A 24793-nucleotide genomic window follows, 5' to 3' on the forward strand; every position below is an offset into this window, starting at 1 on the left:
AGTCTCAATACTGCTTTTTCGTTTGCACCACCTTCGATTCTTTCCTTAACGATTTCTTTGAGCAAATCGTTGCCATTCGTGCTGTCACCTGTATAAATGCTGACTTTGTACTTTTTGCTTGTATCAGCTTCAAGTCTGTTGCCATCATTATCTACAACAATTTTTTCAATGGTTGATTCTGGTTTTATCTTTGATCCTACTTTTGGCGGTTCAGGCATCAGATTTTTAGTATTTCCGTTGCTATCCTTCGCACTGTAACGATAACCAAAACTGTTCCATGCAATAGCGCCAGGATTTGCGTCTCCTTCAATCTGACCTTCATATTCAATTACAAGTGTGTGACCACTAGGAAGTACATAATCTTCACTCATCAATATTCTGAATGACCGGTCTCCCTCCTGCCACTCGGTATGCCAGTCATTGGATTCTCTGTTTACAAAATCTTCCTGCTCATTAAAGCTTGTCTTGGAAGAGAACTGAATCACATATTTATCCGATGTAAGTTCAACCTTCTCAGATGTCTGGTCTGTAACATCATAAAGCTTTAATCCACCTGCATAAGAAACGGTATACTGACTGTCTCTTTGCTGAGACTGGTTAATCACTCCTGTATCACCTACATGCGGCATAAGATCAACGACTGCTATGTTTTGGAAACTACCTGTACTTGTATTATCAATATTGTTTGTGTAAATGACTCGTTTTCCACTGCTATCTACTGTAATATAGTTCTGACCTTCCGAAGCCTTATATCCATATCCTGCATTATCTGGATTATCCTTTTCCTGTATGGTCTTCCAAGAATAAGAACCAAAGCTTCCCATAGCATACACGCTATCTTCTGCCTTGACACCACTCTTTCCATCGCTGTCTGTTATCAACTCACCATGTTTTACTTGGTTTGCATCAAAAGAATCATTTGGAACAAATGTAGCTGAATTCTTGTATATACTGTTTACAAATTCATTATTCTTTGTATAAATGATTACATCTGCATATCCGCCCGCCGGAATCTCACAGGTACCACTTGGAATAGATATTTCGAATGAATTGCTCTTTTTTGTTGTCTCAATATTATTCCAGATATCTTCGCTTATATTTTTTGATGTTGTTCCATCCCATTTTTGAGGATATACTTCCAAAGTAAATGGATTGGATTTTCCAATTGCGTTTGCTTCCTCTTGTGTGATGATATGGAAAGATTTCTCCACGGTATCACTGATCGTATATCCACTGATAGGTACTGTTCCGTCATTGTACAGGCGAACTCTCCATTTCACAGTAACATTCGGCTGGATATTATCTTTATCTTTAATCGGTACCTCCGTTGTTTCACCGGCCGGGATATAGGAGATTGCCTCTTTTGTAATTCCCGGAACAATGATATTCTGAGGTTTCACCGTTACGGATGATGATAAAATTCTGTTATTTCCTTCTTCTTTATCGGTTGTAGTTCCGAGATTTTGCTGCGTATCGTCCTTTGTCCCTTTCATCTTGATATCTTTGTATTTCTGATATTGGACATTTTTATCTACTGTCAAATCTGCTGTATTGGTAAGTGGCACATCCAGTTGTGCATCTTTATCTACCTTACACATGACAAAGAATGAAATTGCTTTTCCGGCTTCTAAGTTGTATCCTGTATCTCCTCCAATCTGATATTGAACATTTTTATTATCTCCACTAACTTTTACTTTTTTTTTTTTACTTGATTTTGTAATATCGAGCCAGACAAATCAACCCAACCTGGTACATTACTATTCGTTGTATATATTTCCTGATTATTTTTCCAGTTGTTTTCTATTACCGATTTATACAAACCATACGTTGTTTCTTTAAATCCATAATATGTCAGACCGTCTGTCATATAATCTGTCAGATCTTTGATATTAACTGTCGTGTCTCCTGTATTGATAACGCTGATATTATAAACAACATATAATCCATCCTTTTGTGCATCGCTTTGCTGGAAGATTGATTTACTGTTAAGGAAGTCCTGATTATTTGATCCGTCATAAATCGTCCATACGCTCTTCTTCAAATCAACTTTCGCTGATTTTGAATCATCCTTTCCGTAGATTGTTACTTCCTTGGTTCTACCATCCACGGAAACTTTATTGGTGTATCCCCCTTCAATCACTTTATCAAGTAATTTGACTTTATAGTTCTTTTCTACGGACTGTCCAGCCGGGATACTTCCAATGTTCCAGGTCAATGTAAATGTGTTGTATGCTTTTCCTCCATTATGTTGTCTCGTAACCTGAACGACATCTTCACCGATTTTGATATATCCAACGCCCTCATATCCTTCACCGATTCCACTTCCTGAATTGCCCCATGTTGTTGCAAGCTCTTCAAATGTTTTTCCTAACTCCTGGGTACAGTTTGCATCCTTATACAATGTATAGGACGGAACCATTCCTGCCGGAAGTGTATCTGTTATTTTTAAGTCGGTCTTGTTGCTGGCAGCACTTCCACTGGCATTTGTTACTTTGACCGAATACTCTATGTCCTCTCCTATGTTGTATGTACCATTTCCGTCTGTCCACTTATCGCCATCTTTGACTTTTTTATCAACATCTATCGGATAATCTACCTTAACATCTGAGGAAGGACTGCTCTTGTCTCCGTTACTTGCTATATTGGATAACTTTGTCAGAGAACCGTCAGCATTATCTGTATTTACCTTACATACATACGTTAAAGTAACTTTTTCATGCGCTTTCAACTTTCCTAAATTCCAGGTGAGTGTCTGTCCATTGACCGACCAGTTGGAAACGTCATGACTACCATTTTCATTTGTTGATTTTACCTGATAACTATTATTAGCTGTTACCTCTTTTCCATCCTTATCCAAAACTTTCTCAAATACTAATCCTGCCGGTAACTGGTCTGTAATAATCTGTTCAATTGATTCTGTATCTTCTTTGTTTTCAATCGTAACTGTATATGTAATCTCGTCACCATTCTTAACTGTTCCATTAGTATCATTGCTCTTTTCGATTTCAATATTCGGAGCTTTGTATTTGATAGTATTTGACGCATCCTTGTCGTAATAGTGTGCCGTGTTCGTTATACTTGATACCCCTTTCAGGCTCTCAGCATCCTTGGCTTTCACTTCTACATTTAAAGTCTGTTCTTCCCCTGCTTTTAATGCTCCCGGTTTCCAGGTAATGGTTCTTGTCGACTCGTCATAAGTCGGATTACCATTCCATTTTTCAAGCTGTTCCTTTGTAATCTCTACGTATGGTGGTAATATATCTGTCACAACATTTTTAGGATCATCTGCTTTAACATTGATGCTTCCGGTATTCTTTACATTGATTTTGTATGTGAATTTTTCTCCGGCTTTTATCTCTGATATCTCGTTACCCTTCTCATCAACTGCCGTTTTTGTTATATCTGTTTTCTGTTCAGCTGATGGAGTAATTACTTTTTCTGCTTCTGATTTTGAGTGGTTATAATCCTTACATGGTATTGATTCAAAATCAACATGATTAGTAATTTTATCATTTTCGAATGTTGTTGCACCAGAAGCTGCATAATTATCCGCAAGTACTAGTTGGGATACATCTAATTTGGCTTTTACATAAAGACTATCCTGTTCTCCAGTCAACACACCATCTTTTTTATTTTTATTTGGAACTACTACTTCACAATCTACGGAATTACTTGTTAAATTCGTGAATTTTACCGTTCCGCCTTGTGAATCTGTAAATTCAAAAATAGTTTTCCCGTTATATACTACTTTCGTTCCATCATCACTTATCTTTGCACCCTCAGGAAATTTGATTCCATTCGGCAATGTCAGCTTATCATTTAACTTGACTTCCTCTGTCCATATCTTTCCTGTAGAATCTCTATTCAGAGGTTCTGCCTGAATTGTATAAGTAACATCTCCAATTAGAGTATTGCTATTCTCATCAACTGCAACCTTGTCCCTATCAGCATTCTTTCTTACATCCGTCCATCCATGTTCTCCTTTCCATTTTATATCTATCGGATCACTTTCCTGATCATTCTCACTTTTATTCACAATTGATGGTGTGATGGTCACTGTATTTTCCTTACTCATAGTTCCATTCTTCGAATTGAACTGAATGTCAAAGTTGGAAGTTGCACCATGTGGTAGATTCAATTCTATATAATATTTCTTTGTCTTCTCGTTATAAGTTAAGGTTGCTTCTCTGGTGGCGCCTTTATTGTCCTTCGTTGTTATCTGAACAGACATTTTTCCGTTTTCAAATCCGGCAATTGTCACACCTTCCGGTAATTCACTGATTTCCAATTTGACCTGTGCATCGCCTTGTTCATTTGGACTTGAATCTGTGACCTGGACTGTTACATACTGTATTTCACCATTCCTTGCAGGTTGATCGACTTTCGGTGCAACACTTACAGTTGTGCCCTGATCAATGCTTTTACTTTCTGCACCATTCACATCATCATTGTAGAATACGGCCTGCGTATTTTCTGCATTCTCAGCACTCTGTACCTGTGCTTCCTGCTGTGTGTCTGCATCCGCTGTTGCTGTATCTTCGCTCGCATTTTCATCATCCTGGGTCATCTGTGCAGCTTTGTATTTCATCTGTGCTTTGCAGATAAGACCGTATCCGAGAATGTTCTCATCATCGGATGTGTATTCATTTTTCTTGACTTGGTTCTCACAGTTTCCTTCGATGACGCTGATGTATGTCTTACCGTTCTTTTCTTCGACTTTTTCGATAATTCCAATCTGCTTTTCAGTCTCCTGATTTTTCTTCTGGAAGAAAATCAGATCACCGGCCTGATAATCTTCAGAATTTTTATCGACATACAGGTCATTGTCCTGAAGAGATTTAATCCACTGGTCAATATCAGCATTCATCGGGAATGCGGTATCCGGAATCTGTGCGTAGTGGATACAGAATTCTGCGAATGTGGTGTCCCAGTTGCCATAAATGTTGGTACCGCCGGCCCAGTTGCCGTAACGGGTGTAACCTTTATGCTCATTGTTCTCTACAACATTGTAGTTCTTCTCGCTTTCGTGATATCCGACCTGGGTCTTTGCGATTGCTGCTACATTATCGCCCCAGTCATCGCCAAGTTTTACATTTGCAAAGGTACGCTTCCATGTATCTTCGTACTCTACATCTGCTGTCGGGTCACTGTAACATGCATCGGTATGTGTATGTTCTTCTTTTCCACATGTCAGCTGTTTTGTGTAGCAGGCACTGCTGTGATGGTGTGCTGCCTTTTCCTGCTGGCCGCATACAAGTACTTTCTGTTCTGTATAGCAGGCGTCTGTATGCTGATGTGTCGCGCTTTCTTCCTGGCCGCAACTTAAAACGCGCTCGGTCTTATAACAGGCATCGGTATGCTGATGTCCGCCAGTCTCTTCTTTACCACATGTCAGCTGATTTGTATAACAGGCATCGGTATGTGTATGTTCTTCTTTTCCGCAATGTGGCGTATTCTGCATTGCGATACCCGGAAGTATCATCTGCCACATCACGACTCCGGCAACTGCCAGAGCACCGATTGCCGTCACAGCTTTTACGGTCCTTCTCCTCTTCTTTTTATTTATTTTTTCTTCCTCGTAATTCTTAAATATATCTCGCATAATTCTCCCTCTTTTCACTACTTAAGGAATCCTATACTTTTTAACGGCCAAAGTCGGAATACGACTCTGCCGACTACTTGCTCATCTGATACGCAGCCAACTAATTTGCTTCGGCTGTCAATGGATTTTGAACGATGATCCCCCATGACAAATATCTTGCCATCCGGAACCTGATATGGAAGATTGATATCACATTCTCCCAGTGCCTGATCTTTCAGATAAGGCTCGTCCAGCTTTTCATCATTGACATAGACATTCCCGTCTGCATCAATGTCTATATAATCTCCGGCCTGTCCGATGACTCTCTTTAACAGAATCTTATTCTGATAATAGAATCCGATCAGATCTCCGGTTTTAAACTTTCCTGATTTTTCAAGTACAATGACCTGTCCGTCCTCAAGCGTCGGCTCCATACTGACTCCCGATACCCGAAGGATTGGAAAGAACACAGTTGCCAGTAATACAGATACTGCCGCAGCCACAAGAAGTACTCCGAGGACATGCTTGATTGTCCGGCGATATTCTTTTTGGTATTTTAACTTTTCCCTTTCCCGCTTTACCTGCTCGAGAGATGGAATTGCAACTTCTTTGTGCTGTCCGATTGACATGGTACCTGTTATTCTCCTTCTGTCTTCACTTCCGCATCTTCCTGTGCGGTCTCTTCTATCTTAACTTCTGCCTTTGCTTCTTCTGTAATCTTAGCTGCCTCAGCTTTCGCCTCTTCTGTAATCTTAGCTGCTTCGGCTTTCGCCTCTTCTGTAATCTTGGCCGCCTCGGCTTTTGCTTCTTCTGTAATCTTGGCTGCCTCGGCTTTCGCTTCTGCTTTTGCCTCCTCCGCACTGTTCTTTACAGATTCCACATACTGATCTGCGGTCTGTTGTGCGGTCTCCATCAGTTGATTGACTGCCACTGCGGCATCTGCAATAGATCCCGCAGCTGCTATCTTAATGTTTCTGTCTTCTAATTGCTTTTTTGTCTCTTCTAATTCAGTCTGAAGCTGATAGATAATCTCAATTAAATCTGCTCTTTTTAATCTCTTAAATTCCCGATCTGTCATAATGATCACCTTTTATCATTCTTTTCATTTATTACGACGGTATGATACACCAAAAAGGCTCACTTTTTTCCAAAAATATTCTAAAAATGGTCATGTTTTTAATAAAATACAATTTTTTACAACATTTTCACCTTTCCTTCGATGAATTTCGCCTCCGCATTCTTCTCATCCAGCAGACGCATCTTGCCGCATCGGTCAATCAGCTCGTCGATATTCTCTTTTCCAATTGTGTTATTGTAAATTGCACCGATGGAAAATGAAAACGGCATGCCTTCTTCTTCACCTTTTTTCTGGAACGACTCTTTCATCTCCTGTATGTAAGTTTCCAGTTGTACCGGTTTCTTAATCCAGTAATAAAAGATATTTTCCGATACACGGAAGATTTTTATATCTTCTTTTGTGCACTGCTGCATAACTTCTACACCCTTTCGGAAAATGTTTTCTGTAAAGAAGATTCCATATTTGCTTTTAAAATAGACCATATGATTGATGCTGACAGACAAAACAGCGTAAACTTCTGTCACATCTAATTTTTCTTTTTCCATCTCAAAGAAATTGCGGTTATAAACTCCCGTTACAAGATCCCTGTATGCAAGCTTCGAAATCTCATCTTCTTTTTCTTTCAGATATTTGATCTGATAATGTCTGTCCATTCGTTTTTCTCTCAGACCAAGCAGCAGTATAAATAATAATACAAATACACCAAAGCCCAGCAGATATCCAAGTGCCCTTGCTCTTGGTTCCTCCCAGAATCTGTAATTTTTTCGAATCGGTACCGATAATTTCACAAGACATTTATCCGTCTCACCGTCATAAACTTTATAATGATAAGTATAATGTCCGCCTTCCAGATTCGTGTAACTGATATCGGTCATATCCTCATTCTTCTGAAATGTCTCTTCTTTATCCATACCTTTCAGAAAATATCCGGCGTACACATTCTGATGGACAAAATTAATCATTTTCACATCAATATTGACTCTGTGGGCACCTGATGATAACACAACTTCGTTTCCGTTACAGGAAATGTCCTTTCCATCTTCAACGACTCCGTTAATATATAATTTTATCGGTTTTTCCGTATGTTCCTCATTCAGATTAATGCTGACAGCTCCTGTTGTACCACACATGTAGAGAATTCCATTCTGAATTGTGTTTCTTGCATTTGCAGTAAAATCTACCGGCAGGCCATCTTTTTTATCATAGTGGATATAAGAAATGTTTTCTTTTTTCAGTAAATCTTTTTCATTCAGCTGAAAATATCCGTTTCCTGCCAGAATCACTGCTGTGCCGTCATCATTCAAAAGCATATCCAGACTGTTCGCAACAGGAATGCCTGTTACTTTCTGTACCTTTTCATTTTCATCTATGAAACAGATTCCTTCTCCTGTAACTGCCCAGATTCCATTTCGTTTTTCTGATGGAACAAGCTTCATTACGACATTGGATAACAGACCGTCCTGCTTTGAATATACTTTTTTTACATTGCCATCTTCTATCTCATAGATTCCATATCCATCTGTTGCAACATAAATTTTTCCGGCATTGTCTTCTTTGATCGCAAGAATACGTTTTGTACTTAAAATGTTGTCATCTGTAAGCAGTTTTATCTGATGATCACGGTCTATGATATAGGCTCCGTCTTCTGTTCCTACCAGAAATTCCTGATTACTGTTTTCCCAGATGCATCGGATCTTGTCTGTTCCAAGTCCGCTGTTCTCTGTATTGTAACTGACTATTTTGCCATCTTGTGTCATCTCTTTGATGCCATCTTCAAACGTGGAGACCCAGAGATTATTTTCCCGGTCCAGATAAATCTGACGGATTCTTGCCCCGCCGCATGCTTCTACCAGATTGTCAGTCACCTGATTTTTTCCTTCATAGCAAAACAATCCTTCATCATATCCCACATAGATTTTATCTCCATATGGCTGGATGGAATTAGCGGTACGCCTTTTTCCGCCCCAGTAGGATTCCAGATCAGAAAAATGATTCTCATATAACTGTAAAATTCCTTCTCTAGAAGATACGAACCAGTAATTTCCCTGATAATCTTCGCAGCTTTCCTCTACGGAATCGTCGAATGGAAAATCCATCTTTTCAATCTTGTCATCTTTTAAAATTCCGATTCCGTTATCACTGCATACCCATTTCTGATTCTCATCTAATTGCCGGATTTCATTGAATGATGAAAGTCCGTTTCCATCTATTTTTTCTAATACTTCCCCCGTATTTGACATCTTCAATATCAGATTTCTGGTTGTTCCAATGTAAAATGTATCTCCGTTATCTGTACTGCAGCATCTTGGTATTCCTTCTCCTTCCAGCCCGGAGATGGAAATCTCACGGACATTTTCATCATCTATACAAAAAACACGTCCTGTTTTTTCCAGGACAATGGTATCTCCTGTACCAATTTCGCTGATATCCTGAATCAGCATTTCTGAAAATTCATCATATTTTTTTACTGTCTTTTCTTCTGTTCGCGTATCAATGGAAAATAACCCTGCTTTTGTTCCGATCCAGACAATTCCTTCGGAATCTTTATATAATTTGTTGATTACAGAAGAACCACGTTCATCATGATCCAGCTTATATTCTTTAAAGTTTTCGCCGTCAAAGCTGTAAATACCTTCGCCATTCGTTCCAATCCAGAGAGTTCCATTCTCATCCTGTACAATATCATTAACAGGAATGGCTCTGTCATCCATCAGATATTTTTTGAATTCTGTCCCGTCATATCTGTAAAGTCCGGTATAGCCGCCCAGCCACAAAAATCCATCCTTAGCCGGGCAGATGCAGTTGGCAGTCGTTCCTTCCAGCCCATTTTCTGAATTATAGACTTTGGACAGGTAATCTCTTTCATAATTCTGATTTGTATTCGTCTCGGCGAAAACATTCACATCGTTTACGTGAATGAAAAAAAACATCGTCGAAAGCACAAATAATATTTTTATGTACTTTCTCATTCTTTACTCCTTACCAAATAATATTGCCAGTTGGAATGTTGAATCTTCTTCAATGATAGAGACATAACCATGATATTTTTCTGCACATTCCTGTATGCTTGTTAATCCTATTCCATGTAACTTTTTGTTTTTCTTATTGGTACTAAGAGAACCTTTTTTTCTCTCCTGACAGGCTGTATTCTTAAAATAAATCAATGTATCTTCTGCATTTTTTCCAGCCTTAATTTTAATCTCTTTCGGTCCGTCTGTAATCTTTTCACAAGCCTCTATGGCATTGATGATTGCATTACTGAAAATTACGTTGACATCTGTCTCATCCATAAAGGAAAGGCATCCTTCAGAAATAACCGCTTCAAAGTTAATATTTCTTGCCTCCGACTTTGTCTTCCCGTCAAACAGCAGAATGTCCAGTGACGGGATTCCGGTATGATAAAATTTATTTAGTTCATCCAGCTTTTTCTGCATTGCCTTTTCATGATTTAATTCTGTTTTCTCACCTTTTTCTTCCATGATCATGAGCTGATTCTTCATCTCGTGATACATTTTCCGGATCTGACGGTGTTCCTCCTCCATGTTCAGATAATATTCATAAGTGTTGACATTAATATCTGCACGTTTCTCTCTTACCGTGTGTTCATCAATCTTAAGAACCATAATCAGCAGAGCACAATAATTAATCAATATCTCCGCAATGAATAGAAAAGGTATCATGACATGGCTGTTCTTGAATTCGGCACTTGCAATACAGATGTACAGCCAGACAATATCTGTCACCGCTTTTAGCTCCAGTGTAAATACTAATCCCTTTCGGAATCCTGAACTTATCCTAAGAATTTCTCTTCCAATAAAGACCAGATACTGGATCATTGCCATTCCAAGATAGCAGGCAATCTGTATCTCATGATTAATTCTTCCGGTCCTCTGGATATTTTCAATATCTTTGTGATAATAAAGATAGATAATTGTAAGTTCTACAACAATCATCAGTATAATACTTATAATTCCCCGGATTCCTGCCTGCAGATGACTTTTTTTCTTCACCCCATACCAGGTCAGCACACAAAAATATTCAAAGATCAGGAAGTAGATTAGATAAACTCCCAGACGCACAATGCATTCTGTTGTCGCAATAATTGCCAGTACCGAAAATATCTTTGCCTTGTTATTCATATGACCGAGAATATCTGTGACTTTCTCAGTATTGCTCATTACAAAAAGCAAACTGTATACATTAAATGTGCATGTAATAAACACCAATATGTCAAAGATCATAGTATCTTACTCCAGTATTTTATATATTCTTCTTTGAAATCATCCAACCGGTATTTACTGATTGGAACTTTATAACCAGATTCCATTACAACGGTCTGTGAATTATACTTTTGAATTTTGTTCATGTTGATGATATAGCTTCTGTGGACCTGGAAAAATCCTTTTTCCTGCAGCATCTCATTCAGACTCTTCAAGGTTCCCCGCCATCGGTAGGTCGTATCTTTGCAGTAGATCCAGATTTTATCCCGCATTCCCTCAATGTAGATAATATCGGAGTAACGGATGCTGTACCTCTCGTTCTGGAACTGAAAGCTCAGATTTTCTTCCGGTGCACATAGCTTTTCCCGGATAGCATCCAGTGTCTCTGTCAGTTCCTGGTTCGGAACCGGTTTCACAAGATAGCGGAACGCATCGACCTTAAAACTCTCAAATACGAACTCGCTGTAAGCAGTCAGGAATATGATGAGCATATCCCGGTTCAGCTTTCTGATTTCCTTGGCAGTTTCAAGTTCGTCAATTCCGGGCATGTCCACGTCCAGAAATAATACATCAAATGTCTGAAAATCATCCTTTAACAATTCTTCGCCATTTTCAAATGTCTGAAGATTTAGTTCTATATTGTTCGTAAAACAATATCTGCTTATTTTGTCCTTTAGTAACTCCCGTATCTGTGTCTCATCGTCACAAATAGCAATCCTCATAGTTTCTTACCCTCACGCTGTGTTTTTCCCGACAAAGTCTTACGAAATTTTATTAAAGCTTTTCTTTTGCAAGGCTTTATCAGCATACATTCTCTCATCTGCCAGTTTTAAGATTTCAGTCTCGGACTGTTGTTGTGATGTTCTGACTGCTCCCCCCACTGCAAGACCAATATAAGGATTATTTCCCATATATTTTTCCTGAGTTCTTCTGATTGCATCTATCAGTTTCCGATGTGCGATTTCACTGCATCCCGGGGTAACAACTACAAATTCATCTCCGCCCCAGCGAATCACGACCGAATTCTCATAGGCGGCCTCTTTTAACATGCTGGCAACCTTGCACAGATGCTGGTCTCCTGCTGTATGTCCGAACTGGTCATTGATCATCTTAAGTCCATTGCAGTCACAGACGATGTAGCTGCACGGCATACTTGTCTCATTTTCAAAATTAAATTTCACAATATAATTTCTGTTATACAGTCCGGTCAGTGAATCATACAGACTCAGCTGTTCATATTTTTCCCGCATGATCACGAGTTCTGTCACATCATTACAGATACCGATAATTCCAATAATATCCTTGTCATCATTGTAGATCGGATTCTTCATGACTTCGATGTAGTGTTTCTCGCCCTGCACATCAACCATGTCAATCGTGTGCGTGGAAATTCCTGTCTTTAGGATTTCCTGGTCTTCCTCTTCGTAGCGTTTACCAAGTGTCTTATCGTACTGAATGTCGCTGTCCTTTTTCCCGATCAGCGTTCCGTCCGGTCCCCCATTAACAAGTTCACATATTTTACTTGCAAATGCGTACTTTCCTTCCGCGTCCTTCAGAAAGAATGTCTGTGGCAATGCCTGGAAAATATCTTTCATATATGGCATATATTCTTTTTTTACTTCCACTCCATCGCCTTCTTTCTCTTTTTATCTTCGTACATGTTCTGATCGGCAGCTTTGATGACTTCATCTTCGTCCTGATGCAGCGACTTTCGTACCTGACAGCCAATTGCAATCTCCATATAAGGAATTTCTTTTCTCTTTATCTTCTGCTGTTCTTCCATCTCTTCTACCAGCTTTTTACAGGCATCTTCATCACAGTCCGGCAGGATCAGCAGAAATTCATCTCCGCCCCATCTTACACAGATTCCATTTTCCGGCAGAACATTTTTTATCATCTCAGCAGTCGCTTTGATATATGTATCACCGGCACTGTGTCCAAGATGATCATTTACACCTTTCAGGTCATTGCAGTCACACATAATATAACTGCACGGCAGACAGCTTAGTTTATTAAAATCATATTTTAGAAAATAATTTCTGTTGTACATCCCTGTCAAAGTATCAAAAAAAGTTAATGATTCGAATTTCTTCTTCAGACTCATTAACTCTGTTACATCACTGACAACTCCACATACTCCTATCAGTTCTCCATTACTGTAAACAGGGTTCTTCGCTATCTCTCTATATACTTTTTTTCCATTGTCATTGAACTCACAATAACAGTAAAGTGTTTTCCCGGTCCGCATGATTTCCCGGTCCTGTTCAAAAAAGGTCTTGCCAAGCTCCGGATCCTGCTGGATCTGCATATCTGTCTTTCCTATGATTGAGTTTTCTTCTCCTCCGTCAATTACATTTTCTATCTCAGATGTGTACACATAACGGCATTCTGTATCTTTCGCAAATAAAATTTCCGGTATCTGGTTATGCTTGTACGCAAACTGAAGTAATTCTTCGGCAGAATATTCTTTTTTTTCGTGTCCCATTGTTTTCATCCTCTCATTCAGGAATGCTTCGGCATTTCTGCCGGAGGCAATATCAGATTTATCTAATAGTAAGACTCACTTAGAGCGCACATCAGATGGGAGAATGACCCATCTGATAAATTAATGCATATTATCAATATTTATTAAATTTATAATAACAAACAATTCCTGCCCACGCTAAAAAGCAAGCTAAATGGACATCCTGACAAGCTAAATAGAAAAATTTGTAATAAAAAAGCTACTACACCTATACCCCCCCCCCCGAAAAATATCGTTACGAGTATAAGAATGCAATAGCTATATATCCAAAAGATGTCATATTTAGGGAAAAGCGGATCTTAATCAGCTTTCTTTATTCTGTTGCAGCCTTTATCGTCTCCTGAATCTGACTTCTTACAAGTTCCGCGATATCATTCGTCTTCATGTCTTTATAATCATCATAGTACAGCGGTTTTAAAAAATGTACCTGCACTGTGACTGGTGCGATGCTGTTAGTGTCAAATGGCTTGAAAGAATCGATCAGTGCAACCGGCACGATCGGACATTTTGCTTTCGTTGCTGCTTTAAAGCTTCCGCCTTTAAACTCCAGCATCTCATTTCCCATCTTAGATCTTGTTCCTTCCGGGAAAATGAGATAATTTCTTCCGTTCTTTACCTCATTTGTCACATTTACAATGACCTGCAGTGACTGACGGATATCATTACGATCCATCATATATGCTTTCATACATTTGAAAACTTGTTTTAAAAATGGCACATTTTCCACTTCTTTTTTTGCAACTACGGAAAATGGCTTCGGGCAGACATCTACAAGTGCCAGTACATCGTAAAGTCCCTGATGATTTGGGAAGAACATAAAGCCGTTTTCTTCTGGGATATTCTCAAGCCCGTGGGCATCTATGGTCACATTTCCACCTTTATTAGCGCGGTGTGTGATGAACCGGAGCATCCGGTAATGTTCTTCTTCTGTGTATTTGTCTACGTGAGATGCATGATAACATAATTTTGCCCACATCCACGGAACAAGTAAAATGTTCCGAAGAACCATCATTATGATTCGTTTCATATCTTCTTGTACTCCTTTATGGCACTTTCGTACAGATAACCGCCCTCGCAATCAGCGACTACGATTACCGGGAAATCTTCCACGTAAAGCTTGCGGATAGCTTCCGTTCCAAGATCATCATAAGCTACGACCTCAGAAGTCTTAATACATTTTGAAAGAAGCGCTCCTGCTCCTCCCACTGCCGCAAAGTAAACACTTCCGTTTCTTTTGACAGCGTCCAGTACTTCCTTACTTCTCTTACCTTTTCCAATCATGGCTGTGAGACCAAGATCCAGAAGCTTCGGCGCATAACGGTCCATACGGCTCGCAGTTGTCGGACCTGCAGAACCAATCGGACGCCCTTCTCTCGCCGGAGATGGTCCCATATAATAAATCGTCTGTCCAACCATATCTACCGGAAGATTTTCTCCATTTTTAAGAGCATCATCCATTCTCTTGTGAGCGGCATCTCTCGCCGTGTAGATAGTTCCTGTAATGTATACATAATCTCCTGCTCTAAGCTTACGGGATACTTCTTTACTGATTGGTGCTTTTATATGCTTCTCCATGACTATACCTCCCTCACAATGTGTCTGTTGACGTGACAGCAAATATTGATTCCTACTGGAAGTCCCGCAATGTGAGTCGGGTATGTATTAACATTTACCGCAAGAGCTGTTGTTGTTCCTCCAAGACCTCCAGGTCCGATACCAAGCTTGTTGATCGTCTCAAGCATCTCCTCTTCCAGATCCTTGACCCACTGGATGTCTGAGTGTGTGCCAACTTCACGTGTCAGGGCATCCTTTGCCATAAGAGCACATTTTTCAAAGGTACCACCAATTCCGACACCGACTACCATCGGCGGACAGGCATTCGGTCCCGCATCCTGAACAGCTGTCAGAATTGCATTCTTCACACCTTCAATCCCATCGGCAGGCTTCAGCATAAAGACACGGCTCATATTCTCGCTTCCAAATCCCTTCGGAGCAACTTTAATCTTTACTTTATCCCCCGGCACAATGTTATAGTGAATAACTGCCGGCGTGTTATCTTTCGTATTCTCACGGATGATCGGGTCACCTACAACAGACTTTCTAAGATATCCTTCCACATATCCCTGGCGCACACCCTCATTGATGGCATCCGTAAGACTTCCACCTTCAAAGTGTACCTCCTGACCAACTTCTATGAACACGACCGCCATACCAGTATCCTGACAGATTGGGATCATATCCTCTCCTGCAATCTTTAAATTCTCCTGAAGCTGTGTCAGAATCTGCTTTCCAAGCGGTGCTTTCTCCGTCTCCACCGCATTTTTCATTGCTATATCCATATCCTCAGACAGAAAATGATTCGCCTGAATACACATTTCTTTAATATTTCTCGTAACTATACTTACATCGACTGAACGCATAATGATCTCCTTTCATCTCTTTTTTCATTTTACCCTGTCCCTTAGTGATATACAAGACAAAAAAATCTGCAGCCTCGTATTTTCATGTCCTGCAGCTGCAGATTTTTTTATAGTCTTATTAAATTTTCTTTTCTCAGATAGAATTATTTTTATTCTTCGTCACTTTCTAACGCCAGTGATTCTACATCAATCTGGTCTACTTCAACCCCATCTTCGCCGAAGATTTCTTTCTTTTTGGCTTCTTCTTTTTCTTCGTCTCTGACTTTTGCGATACTTGCTACGGTCTCTTTATCTTTCAGGTTGATAAGTTTGACTCCGGATGTGATTCTTCCGAGTACGGAGATTCCTGAACACAGCATACGGATGATGATTCCGTCTGTGTTTATGATCATAATCTCATCGTCTTCGTCAACTGCCTTGATTCCGATGACATTTCCTGTCTTTTCAGTGATCTTGTAACACTTCACTCCTTTGCCGCCACGGTTCTGTGCTGTAAATTCATGGATGTCTGTACGTTTACCCATACCTTTTTCAGATACAATCAAAAGGTCATGTCCCTGGGTCACAAGCTGCATTCCAATCACTTCGTCTCGGTCTGCAAGGTTGATTCCGCGTACTCCCATGGAGTTACGTCCTGTTGCTCTTACGTCGGTCTCATTAAAGCGGATACACTGACCATACTTCGTTGCAAGAATGATTTCCTGATTGTTGTCTGTGAATTTTACTTCGATCAGTTCATCCTCATCACGCAGTGTAATTGCGGCAAGTCCTGTCTTTCTTACATTCATGTACTCGCGAAGGGAAGTCTTCTTCACAAGACCTTTCTTCGTTGCCATGATCAGATAATCCTGATCGCGGTAGTAATCAATCGGGATTACTGCGGTAATCTTCTCGCCCGGCATTAACTGGAGCAGGTTGATGATCGCAGTTCCTCTTGATGTGCGGCTTGCCTCCGGAATCTCGTAACCTTTCAGTCTGTAGACACGTCCGGTGTTCGTAAAGAACATAATGTAGTGGTGCGTATTCGTCATGAATAGCTCTTCCACATAGTCTTCATCCAGAGTCTGCATACCTTTAATTCCCTTACCGCCACGATTCTGTGCCTTAAATGTATCATCAGACATACGCTTGATGTAACCAAGTTTTGTCATGGTAATTACAATATTCTCCTTCGGAATCAGATCCTCCATGGAAATGTCATACTCGTCAAATCCGATGGATGTTCTTCTGTCATCACCATATTTATCCTTAATGACAAGGATTTCTTCACGAATCACTCCAAGAAGTAATTTTTCGTCTGCCAGAATTGCCTCCAGTCTCTCAATCTGAGCCATAAGTTCTGCATATTCTTTCTCAAGCTTCTCTCTTTCCAATCCTGTCAGAGCACGCAGACGCATATCTACGATAGCCTGAGCCTGAACATCATCCAGTTCGAATTTCTCCATGAGTTCTGCTTTTGCAGCCTGTACCGTACTGGAACCACGGATGATCCGGATAACTTCGTCAATATTATCAAGCGCGATCAATAATCCTTTTAAGATATGCGCTCTTTCTTTTGCTTTGTTCAGTTCGTACTTTGTACGACGTGTCACAACATCTTCCTGATGCTTCAGGTAATATCCAAGAAGCTCTAAAATATTCATGACTTTTGGCTGTTTGCCGACCAGTGCCAGCATAATCACGCCAAATGTATCCTGAAGCTGTGTATGTTTGTAAAGCTGGTTCAGCAATACATTTGCATTGACATCTTTACGAAGTTCAATGACAATACGCATACCTTCACGGCTGGACTGATCACTTAAGTCTGTGATTCCATCCACCTTCTTGTCACGTACCAGCTCTGCGATTTTCTCGATCAGACGTGCCTTATTGACCATGTACGGAAGCTCTGTAACAATGATGCGGCTCTTTCCATTCGGCATCGTCTCAATGTTCGTTACGGCACGTACACGAATCTTACCACGTCCTGTTCGATATGCTTCCTCGATTCCTCTTGTACCAAGAATCTCTCCACCGGTCGGGAAGTCTGGTCCCTTGATGATCTCAAGGATTTCTTCCATTGTTGTCTCGTCTTTATCTGCAATCTTGTTATCGATAATTCTGACTACTGCGTCAATGACCTCACGAAGATTGTGCGGCGGGATATTCGTTGCCATACCTACGGCGATACCGGATGTACCGTTCACCAGAAGGTTCGGGAATCTTGCCGGAAGTACAACCGGTTCTTTCTCCGTCTCATCGAAGTTTGGCATGAAGTCTACCGTATCTTTGTTGATATCAGCAGTCAGTTCCATGGAAATCTTACTCAATCTTGCCTCTGTGTAACGCATAGCCGCTGCTCCGTCACCGTCCACAGAACCGAAGTTTCCATGCCCGTCAACGAGCGGATATCTGGTAGACCATTCCTGAGCCATATTAACCAATGCTCCGTAAATGGAACTGTCACCGTGCGGATGATATTTACCCATTGTATCACCGACGATACGGGCTGATTTTCTGTGCGGTTTATCCGGTCCATTGTTCAGCTCGATCATGGAGTAAAGAATTCTTCTCTGTACAGGTTTCAATCCGTCTCTTACATCTGGAAGCGCACGGGAAGCAATAACACTCATGGCATAATCGATATAGGAGGTCTCCATCGTTTTCTTTAGGTCGACCTCATGGACTTTATCAAAAATATTGTCTTCCATTTATCTATTTTCCTTTCTGCAAAGCGAAAACATTTCGCTGATATTTAAATGTCAGGTTTAAATGTCAAGATTCTGTACATACTGTGCATTTTCTTCGATGAACTCACGTCTTGGCTCTACCTTATCTCCCATCAGTGTTGTAAATGTGAGATCCAGCTCGCTTGCTGTCTCATCATCCATTGTGACACGAAGGAGTACGCGGTGCTCCGGATCCATAGTGGTATCCCAAAGCTGCTCTGCATCCATCTCTCCAAGACCTTTGTAACGCTGAATTTTATTATTGTTATCACGCCCAACTTCCTGCAAAATGCTGTCAAGTTCTTCGTCGCTGTATGCATACCAAACTTTTTTATTTCTTTCGAGCTTATAAAGTGGCGGCTGTGCCAGATACACGTATCCTTCTTTGATCAGATCTGGCATAAATCTGTACATAAATGTCAGAAGCAGTGTACTGATATGTGCTCCATCCACGTCGGCATCGGTCATGATGATGATCTTGTGATAACGTAATTTGCTGATATCAAAGTCTTCATGGATTCCGGTTCCAAATGCCGTGATCATGGCTTTGATCTCCGCATTTCCATAAATTCGATCTAGTCTTGCCTTCTCAACATTGAGGATCTTACCACGAAGTGGAAGGATGGCCTGTGTTGCACGGTCTCTGGCTGTCTTTGCGGAACCACCGGCGGAGTCTCCCTCTACGATGTAGATTTCGCATTTTTCCGGATTCTTGTCAGAACAGTCTGCAAGCTTACCAGGAAGTGACATACCATCAAGGGCTGATTTCCTTCTTGTCAGATCTCTCGCTTTTCTTGCAGCCTCTCTCGCACGCTGTGCCATCACAGACTTCTCAACTGTTACTTTAGCGACCTGAGGATTCTGTTCCAGGAAAATCTGAAGCTGTTCACTGACAACATTATCAACTGCTCCTCTTGCCTCACTGTTTCCAAGTTTCTGCTTTGTCTGACCTTCGAATTGAGGATCCTCGATCTTGACACTGATAATTGCAGTCAGTCCCTCACGGATATCCTCACCTGTCAGGTTCGGCTCATTATCTTTTAAAAGTTTATTCTTTCTTGCGTAATCATTAAATGTCTTTGTTAACGCATTTCTAAATCCGACAATATGAGTTCCGCCTTCCGGAGTCGTAATATTATTTACAAATCCGTAGCTGTTCTCATTGTAGGAATCATTGTGCTGCATTGCAACTTCAACAGATACATTGTTGACGATTCCCTCACAGTAAATGATCTGCTCGTAAAGCGGAGTCGTACTGCGGTTCAGATACTCAACAAATTCTTTGATTCCACCTTCGTAGTGGAAAGTCTTCTCAATCGGCTCTTGTGGTCTGTCATCGCGAAGTACGATCTTCAGTCCTTTTGTCAGGAATGCCATCTCACGGAATCTCTGCTGTAAAATATTATATTCAAATACCGTTGTCTCAAAAATCTCTCCATCCGGAAGGAATGTAACTTTTGTTCCGGTCTTGCCCGGCTCACAGTCTCCGATCACTTCCAGTTTCTGAACAACTTTGCCTCGCTCATAACGTTGTTTGTATACTTTTCCTTCGTGGCAGATCTCAACTTCCAGCCATACAGAAAGTGCATTTACAACAGATGCACCTACTCCGTGAAGTCCTCCGGATACTTTGTATCCTCCACCACCGAATTTACCACCGGCATGAAGCACCGTAAATACGACTTCTACTGCAGGAAGTCCGGATTTATGGTTGATTCCGACCGGAATTCCACGTCCATTATCTGTGACAGTTACGGAATTATCCGGATTGATCGTTACGTGAATGGTATCACAGAATCCTGCCAACGCCTCATCAACCGCATTATCAACAATCTCATATACCAGATGATGAAGACCTCTTGATGAGGTACTTCCAATATACATTCCCGGACGCTTTCTTACAGCTTCCAGTCCTTCCAGTATCTGAATTTCGTCTGCGCCATATTCGTGCTGTACCTTTTCTGTAGCCATGCTAATCCTCCTAGTTTTCCTTTATCACTTGTCCGTTCTGGACATGAAATACTTTATTGACTTCAAATCTATGATTTACAAATTCATCCACTCCTGTACAGGTAATGAGTGTCTGTATATCATGAATACTGTCTAATAAATAGTTTTGCCTGTGTTTGTCAAGTTCAGACAACACATCGTCAAGTAACAGAACCGGTGTGTCTCCGATCACTCTTTTCACCAGCTCGATTTCTGCCAGTTTCAATGACAATGCTGCGGTCCTTTGCTGTCCCTGGGATCCGAATCTCCGGATGTCCAGATTCCCGACCATAAAACAGACGTCGTCTCGATGAGGCCCTACCGAAGTACTCTTCATCCTGATATCTCGCTGTCTGTTCATCTCAAGAGCCTGCTCAAGAGACATGTTTTTCGTACTCGGTTCGTAAATCAGACGGATTTCTTCCTTACCGCCAGTCAGTTTCTTATGTATTCCGGAAACAATTTTGTTCATTTCGTCAACAAATTGTTTCCTCCTCGCAATGATCGCATTGCCATACTGAACAAGCTGGAGATCCCAGATGTCCAGAGTCTCCATTGCATCTTGCCGGTATGCACTGTCTTTTAGTAAATGATTTCTCTGATTTACGATCCGACTGTAATTGGATAAATGATTAAAATATACTTTATCAAGCTGTGACAGCTCTAAATCTATGAACTTTCTTCTTCCCGCCGGACCATTTTTTATAATGTTCAGATCTTCCGGTGAAAAAAATACGAGATTTACAATGCCAAATAATTCTCCGGCTTTGCGTATCGGAATCTTATTAATAGCAACACCTTTCGGCCGGTTCTTCTTCAGATGCATGTCAATCTGATCCTGAATCCCGCGTTTTTCAACAATTACTTCAATGTGTGATTCCTCTGCCCCGAACCGGATCATATCCCGGTCTTTGCTCCCTCTGTGGGACTTCGTCGTCCCGGACAGATAGACAGCCTCCAGAATATTCGTCTTTCCCTGGGCATTATCCCCGTAGAAAATGTTGGTGCTGCCATCAAATTCCAGATTCAAAAGTTCGTAGTTTCTAAAATTTTTCAGTTTCAAAGATTTAATCTTCAATTTTGATTTCTTCTCCGCCAAATGATACAACATCCCCGCCGTATAATTTTCTTCCACGGCGAGTATCAATTTCTCCATTTACAGACACCTGTCCGTCCTGGATGACTTCTTTTGCCTCAACGCCCGATTCAACAAGACCGGCTGCTTTTAATGCCTGCCCAAGCTTTATAAATTCATCACGCAATTTGATTGTTTCCATAGTCGCTCCTTTATATTTTAAAAAATGAATAAATGTATAATTATCCATGCATTTTTATGAATAATATTAGTATTTTCGTATAATTATGCACTCGTTATACATTTGCATTAAAGTTTACAGGAAGGATAAGATAAATATAGCTTTCTGTCTCATCCTTGATGAAGCAAGGTGCTTTTGCATTCATCAGATAAAGTGTAACCTCTTCATCATCAATAACACGCAGTGCATCAATCAGGAATTTCGGATTGAATCCGATCAGAAGATCTTTTCCATCCTTGGAAATCATAATCTCTTCATTCATGGATCCAATCTGAGATTTGATTTTTAACTCCATCATTTCATCCTGGATGTCAATGATGATCGGTTTTTTATCTCCTTCTTTGATGAGAAGTGTTGCGCGGTCGATACAATTTAAGAATTCTTTTTTGTTAATTCTTACTTTTGTATCGTAATCACTGGACAGCATCTGATCAATTTTAAAATAATCGCCTTCAATAAGTCTGGAAACAACGATTGTATTGTCAAATTCAAACACAATATGGTTATTTGTATAAGAAATTTCAACCATACTCTCAGCTTCTCCGGATAAAATTTTGCTAATTTCAATTAAAGTTTTACCAGGTACAACCATCTTATAATCACTTACTGGATTTTTCAATTCAATTTTACGGATAGAAATTCGATGTCCATCCAAAGATGCAACTCTTAAAACATTATCTTTTATTTCAAATAATTCTCCGGTCATTAATTTGTTGCTTTCTGTATCAGCAATAGAAAAGATAGTCTGGCGAATTACTTCTTTCAAAGTAAACTGTGAAATTGCTATAGAATCATCTTTCTCAATAATTGGAAGATAAGCAAATTCATTGCCAGGTTTTCCGGAAATATCAAATTTTGCTTTTTCACACACAATAGTTGTCTGAAGTCTGTCATCAGTTTCTATAGAAACTTCATTATCCGGAAGTTTTCTAACAATTTCAGAAAAAATCTTTGCGTCAATGGCAATCATACCACGATCAATGATCTCACCTGCAATTTCTGTCTGGATGCCAAGTTCCATATCGTTGGCAGTCAACTTAATAATGTCAGTAGTTGCATCAATTAAGATACATTCCAATATTGGCATTGTTGTTTTTCCAGGAACAGCTTTAGAAACAATATTAACTCCTTTTACAAGGTCTGATTTGTTACATACGATTTTCATATGTGTAAAACTCCTTTCCCACGTTACGCATATATAGAAATAAATAAATTTTTTCCGCCTTATTCGCCTTAGGGGCTGTGGATAAGAGGAAAACCCCTGCGCGCCCAGTAAACTCAGGCGTTTCGCGCTTTGATAAGTCTGTGAAATTAAACTGGAAAATGTGTGGAACTGCTTTGGAAAACATTTTTGTTGCTTTTTGGAAAAATAGACAAAAAATCACTTCTCCACACCATATCCAAATAAATCGGAGGATTTTCCACGCACTGTCCACATAATATCCACACAAGTATCCAAAAATGTGGATAATGTGGATAAATTGTGGGTAACTATATGGAAAATCCTAAGCCGGGTTGATTTTCTTCTTTATTATATTGATTGTATTCGCCATCATCTCATCTGATTCGATATCCTTGGCGATCTTTTCTACTCCATATTTGACAGTAGAGTGGTCTTTACCTCCAAGAACTGCACCAATTCCTTTCAGGGCAGTATCAGTCATAGTACGCATCAGATACATACAGATCTGACGTGGAACGGCAATCTCCGAATCACGTTTTTTGCTTTTAAGGTCAGCAACGGTGATACCAAAATGATCCGCAACGATATCAAGTATCAGTTCCGGAGTAACTTCTCTTCTATTATCAGAAGAAATAATATCTTTTAATGCTTCTGCTGCAAGAGCAATATCAATCGGATTATTATTGTTGTTGAGCTTATAGAGGGCAATGAGTTTATTCAGAGAACCTTCCAGCTCACGGATGTTAGATTTGACGTTGGCTGCAATATAGTCCAGTACATCATTCTTAATGTTATATTTTTCCAGATGATCCAGTTCAATCTTCTTCTGGAGAATTGCCATACGTGTCTCATAATCCGGAGATGAGATATCAGCAATGAGACCCCACTCAAAACGTGTGCGGAGTCTGGATTCCAGTGTCTCGATATCTTTCGGAGGTTTATCACTGGAGATTATGATCTGTTTTCCAAGTGTATGAAGGTGATTGAAAGTATGGAAGAACTCTTCCTGAGTACTTTCTTTACCTATTATAAACTGGATATCGTCAATCAACAGAACATCAATGTTCCTGTATTTATCACGGAAGTTCAGCATGGCAGATTCATTACCGGCTGTTTTACCATTCCTCAGGGCATCAATCAGTTCGTTGGTGAACGTCTCACTGGTTACATATAATACTTTTTTCTTCGGATTCTTGTCCAAAATGAAGTGTGCAATGGAATGCATCAAATGGGTTTTTCCAAGTCCAACACCTCCATATAAAAAGAGAGGGTTGTACACTTCACCGGGAGATTCGGCAACGGCCAGTGAAGCTGCATGAGCGAAGTTGTTATTTCCGCCTACAACAAAAGTATCAAAAGTATATTTTGGATTCAGCCCTGCTTTCTCTGCTAAGGACTTCGTCTTTTTCTTTTGACCGTTATCAATAGATGCATTATGAATTTCATTCAGTTTATCGTCATCTTCCGATACAAACTGTATCTCGTACTCTTTGCCTGTAATCTCAGCAATACATACCATGAGTGGGAGACGGTACTTCTTATCGATGTATTCAACACTGGAATCCTTGTTCACAAGAATATAAGCAGTGTCATCAATGACATCGTAAACTTTCAGCGGCTTTATCCACGTATTAAAGGATACATTCAGCAGCTCGTGTTCCACTCGTAAATGTTCGATGATCTCAGGCCATTTTTCTTTCACTTCGTTCATTTTAAACAAACTCCTACTTCCCAAGTCTACTCTTTATCTATTTTACATCAAAATATGTATTTA

18 protein-coding genes are annotated in these 24793 nt (G+C 40.1%); all 18 read right to left on the reverse strand.

Annotated elements, in window-relative coordinates:
- Positions 1-1598: hypothetical protein (locus LI149_RS08470; protein ID WP_227143207.1), on the reverse strand; the 1598-nt coding region annotated here is incomplete at its 3' end.
- A gap of 92 nt (positions 1599-1690) precedes the next feature.
- Complete coding sequence (locus LI149_RS08475; protein WP_227143208.1) at positions 1691-5602, reverse strand: DUF11 domain-containing protein; 3912 nt, start codon at positions 5600-5602, stop codon at positions 1691-1693.
- 17 nt (positions 5603-5619) lie between these two features.
- Entirely contained in the window at positions 5620-6210 is a 591-nt protein-coding gene (gene lepB, locus LI149_RS08480) for a signal peptidase I (protein WP_227143209.1), read from the reverse strand.
- An 8-nt stretch (positions 6211-6218) separates the two neighbouring features.
- Positions 6219-6659 carry a hypothetical protein gene (locus LI149_RS08485; RefSeq protein ID WP_227143210.1) on the reverse strand — a complete coding sequence of 147 codons (441 nt, stop codon included), beginning with the start codon at positions 6657-6659 and terminating at the stop codon, positions 6219-6221.
- Positions 6660-6775: 116 nt separating this feature from the next.
- Positions 6776-9628 (reverse strand): two-component regulator propeller domain-containing protein, encoded by a 2853-nt coding sequence (locus tag LI149_RS08490; RefSeq protein WP_227143211.1) that lies wholly within the window; start codon positions 9626-9628, stop codon positions 6776-6778.
- Between the two features lie 3 nt (positions 9629-9631).
- The gene (locus LI149_RS08495) at positions 9632-10837 is read right to left on the reverse strand and encodes an ATP-binding protein (RefSeq protein ID WP_227143212.1); all 1206 of its coding nucleotides are present in this window, start codon (positions 10835-10837) and stop codon (positions 9632-9634) included.
- Between the two features lie 59 nt (positions 10838-10896).
- Positions 10897-11601: a LytTR family DNA-binding domain-containing protein gene (locus tag LI149_RS08500; RefSeq protein WP_227143213.1), complete on the reverse strand. Its 705-nt coding sequence runs from the start codon at positions 11599-11601 to the stop codon at positions 10897-10899.
- A 39-nt stretch (positions 11602-11640) separates the two neighbouring features.
- The gene (locus LI149_RS08505) at positions 11641-12504 is read right to left on the reverse strand and encodes a sensor domain-containing diguanylate cyclase (protein WP_227143214.1); all 864 of its coding nucleotides are present in this window, start codon (positions 12502-12504) and stop codon (positions 11641-11643) included.
- Entirely contained in the window at positions 12495-13364 is an 870-nt protein-coding gene (locus LI149_RS08510) for a sensor domain-containing diguanylate cyclase (RefSeq protein WP_227143215.1), read from the reverse strand. The genes LI149_RS08505 and LI149_RS08510 overlap by 10 nt, the downstream gene beginning before the upstream one ends.
- A gap of 352 nt (positions 13365-13716) precedes the next feature.
- Entirely contained in the window at positions 13717-14430 is a 714-nt protein-coding gene (locus LI149_RS08515) for a 1-acyl-sn-glycerol-3-phosphate acyltransferase (RefSeq protein ID WP_227143216.1), read from the reverse strand.
- The gene (locus tag LI149_RS08520) at positions 14427-14978 is read right to left on the reverse strand and encodes a Fe-S-containing hydro-lyase (protein ID WP_005334669.1); all 552 of its coding nucleotides are present in this window, start codon (positions 14976-14978) and stop codon (positions 14427-14429) included. Before LI149_RS08520 ends, LI149_RS08515 begins: the two co-directional genes overlap by 4 nt.
- Before the next feature lie 2 nt (positions 14979-14980).
- A complete protein-coding gene (locus LI149_RS08525; RefSeq protein ID WP_147567886.1) occupies positions 14981-15823 on the reverse strand; it encodes a fumarate hydratase in 843 nt (280 codons plus the stop codon).
- A 149-nt stretch (positions 15824-15972) separates the two neighbouring features.
- Entirely contained in the window at positions 15973-18513 is a 2541-nt protein-coding gene (gyrA, locus tag LI149_RS08530) for a DNA gyrase subunit A (RefSeq protein WP_005334671.1), read from the reverse strand.
- 57 nt (positions 18514-18570) lie between these two features.
- Positions 18571-20502 (reverse strand): DNA topoisomerase (ATP-hydrolyzing) subunit B, encoded by a 1932-nt coding sequence (gyrB, locus tag LI149_RS08535; RefSeq protein ID WP_227143217.1) that lies wholly within the window; start codon positions 20500-20502, stop codon positions 18571-18573.
- Positions 20503-20512: 10 nt separating this feature from the next.
- Positions 20513-21598 (reverse strand): DNA replication/repair protein RecF, encoded by a 1086-nt coding sequence (gene recF, locus LI149_RS08540; protein WP_227143218.1) that lies wholly within the window; start codon positions 21596-21598, stop codon positions 20513-20515.
- On the reverse strand, positions 21588-21797 hold the full coding sequence (locus LI149_RS08545; RefSeq protein ID WP_005334675.1) for an RNA-binding S4 domain-containing protein: 210 nt from the start codon (positions 21795-21797) through the stop codon (positions 21588-21590). The genes recF and LI149_RS08545 overlap by 11 nt, the downstream gene beginning before the upstream one ends.
- Before the next feature lie 94 nt (positions 21798-21891).
- Complete coding sequence (gene dnaN / locus LI149_RS08550) at positions 21892-23001, reverse strand: DNA polymerase III subunit beta (RefSeq protein WP_022278627.1); 1110 nt, start codon at positions 22999-23001, stop codon at positions 21892-21894.
- Positions 23002-23341: 340 nt separating this feature from the next.
- Positions 23342-24730 carry a chromosomal replication initiator protein DnaA gene (dnaA, locus tag LI149_RS08555; RefSeq protein WP_005334678.1) on the reverse strand — a complete coding sequence of 463 codons (1389 nt, stop codon included), beginning with the start codon at positions 24728-24730 and terminating at the stop codon, positions 23342-23344.
- Positions 24731-24793 lie beyond the last annotated feature (63 nt).

Origin of the sequence: Dorea sp. 210702-DFI.3.17 (genome assembly GCF_020560825.1) — a bacterium.
Lineage (GTDB): Bacteria > Bacillota > Clostridia > Lachnospirales > Lachnospiraceae > Dorea > Dorea formicigenerans.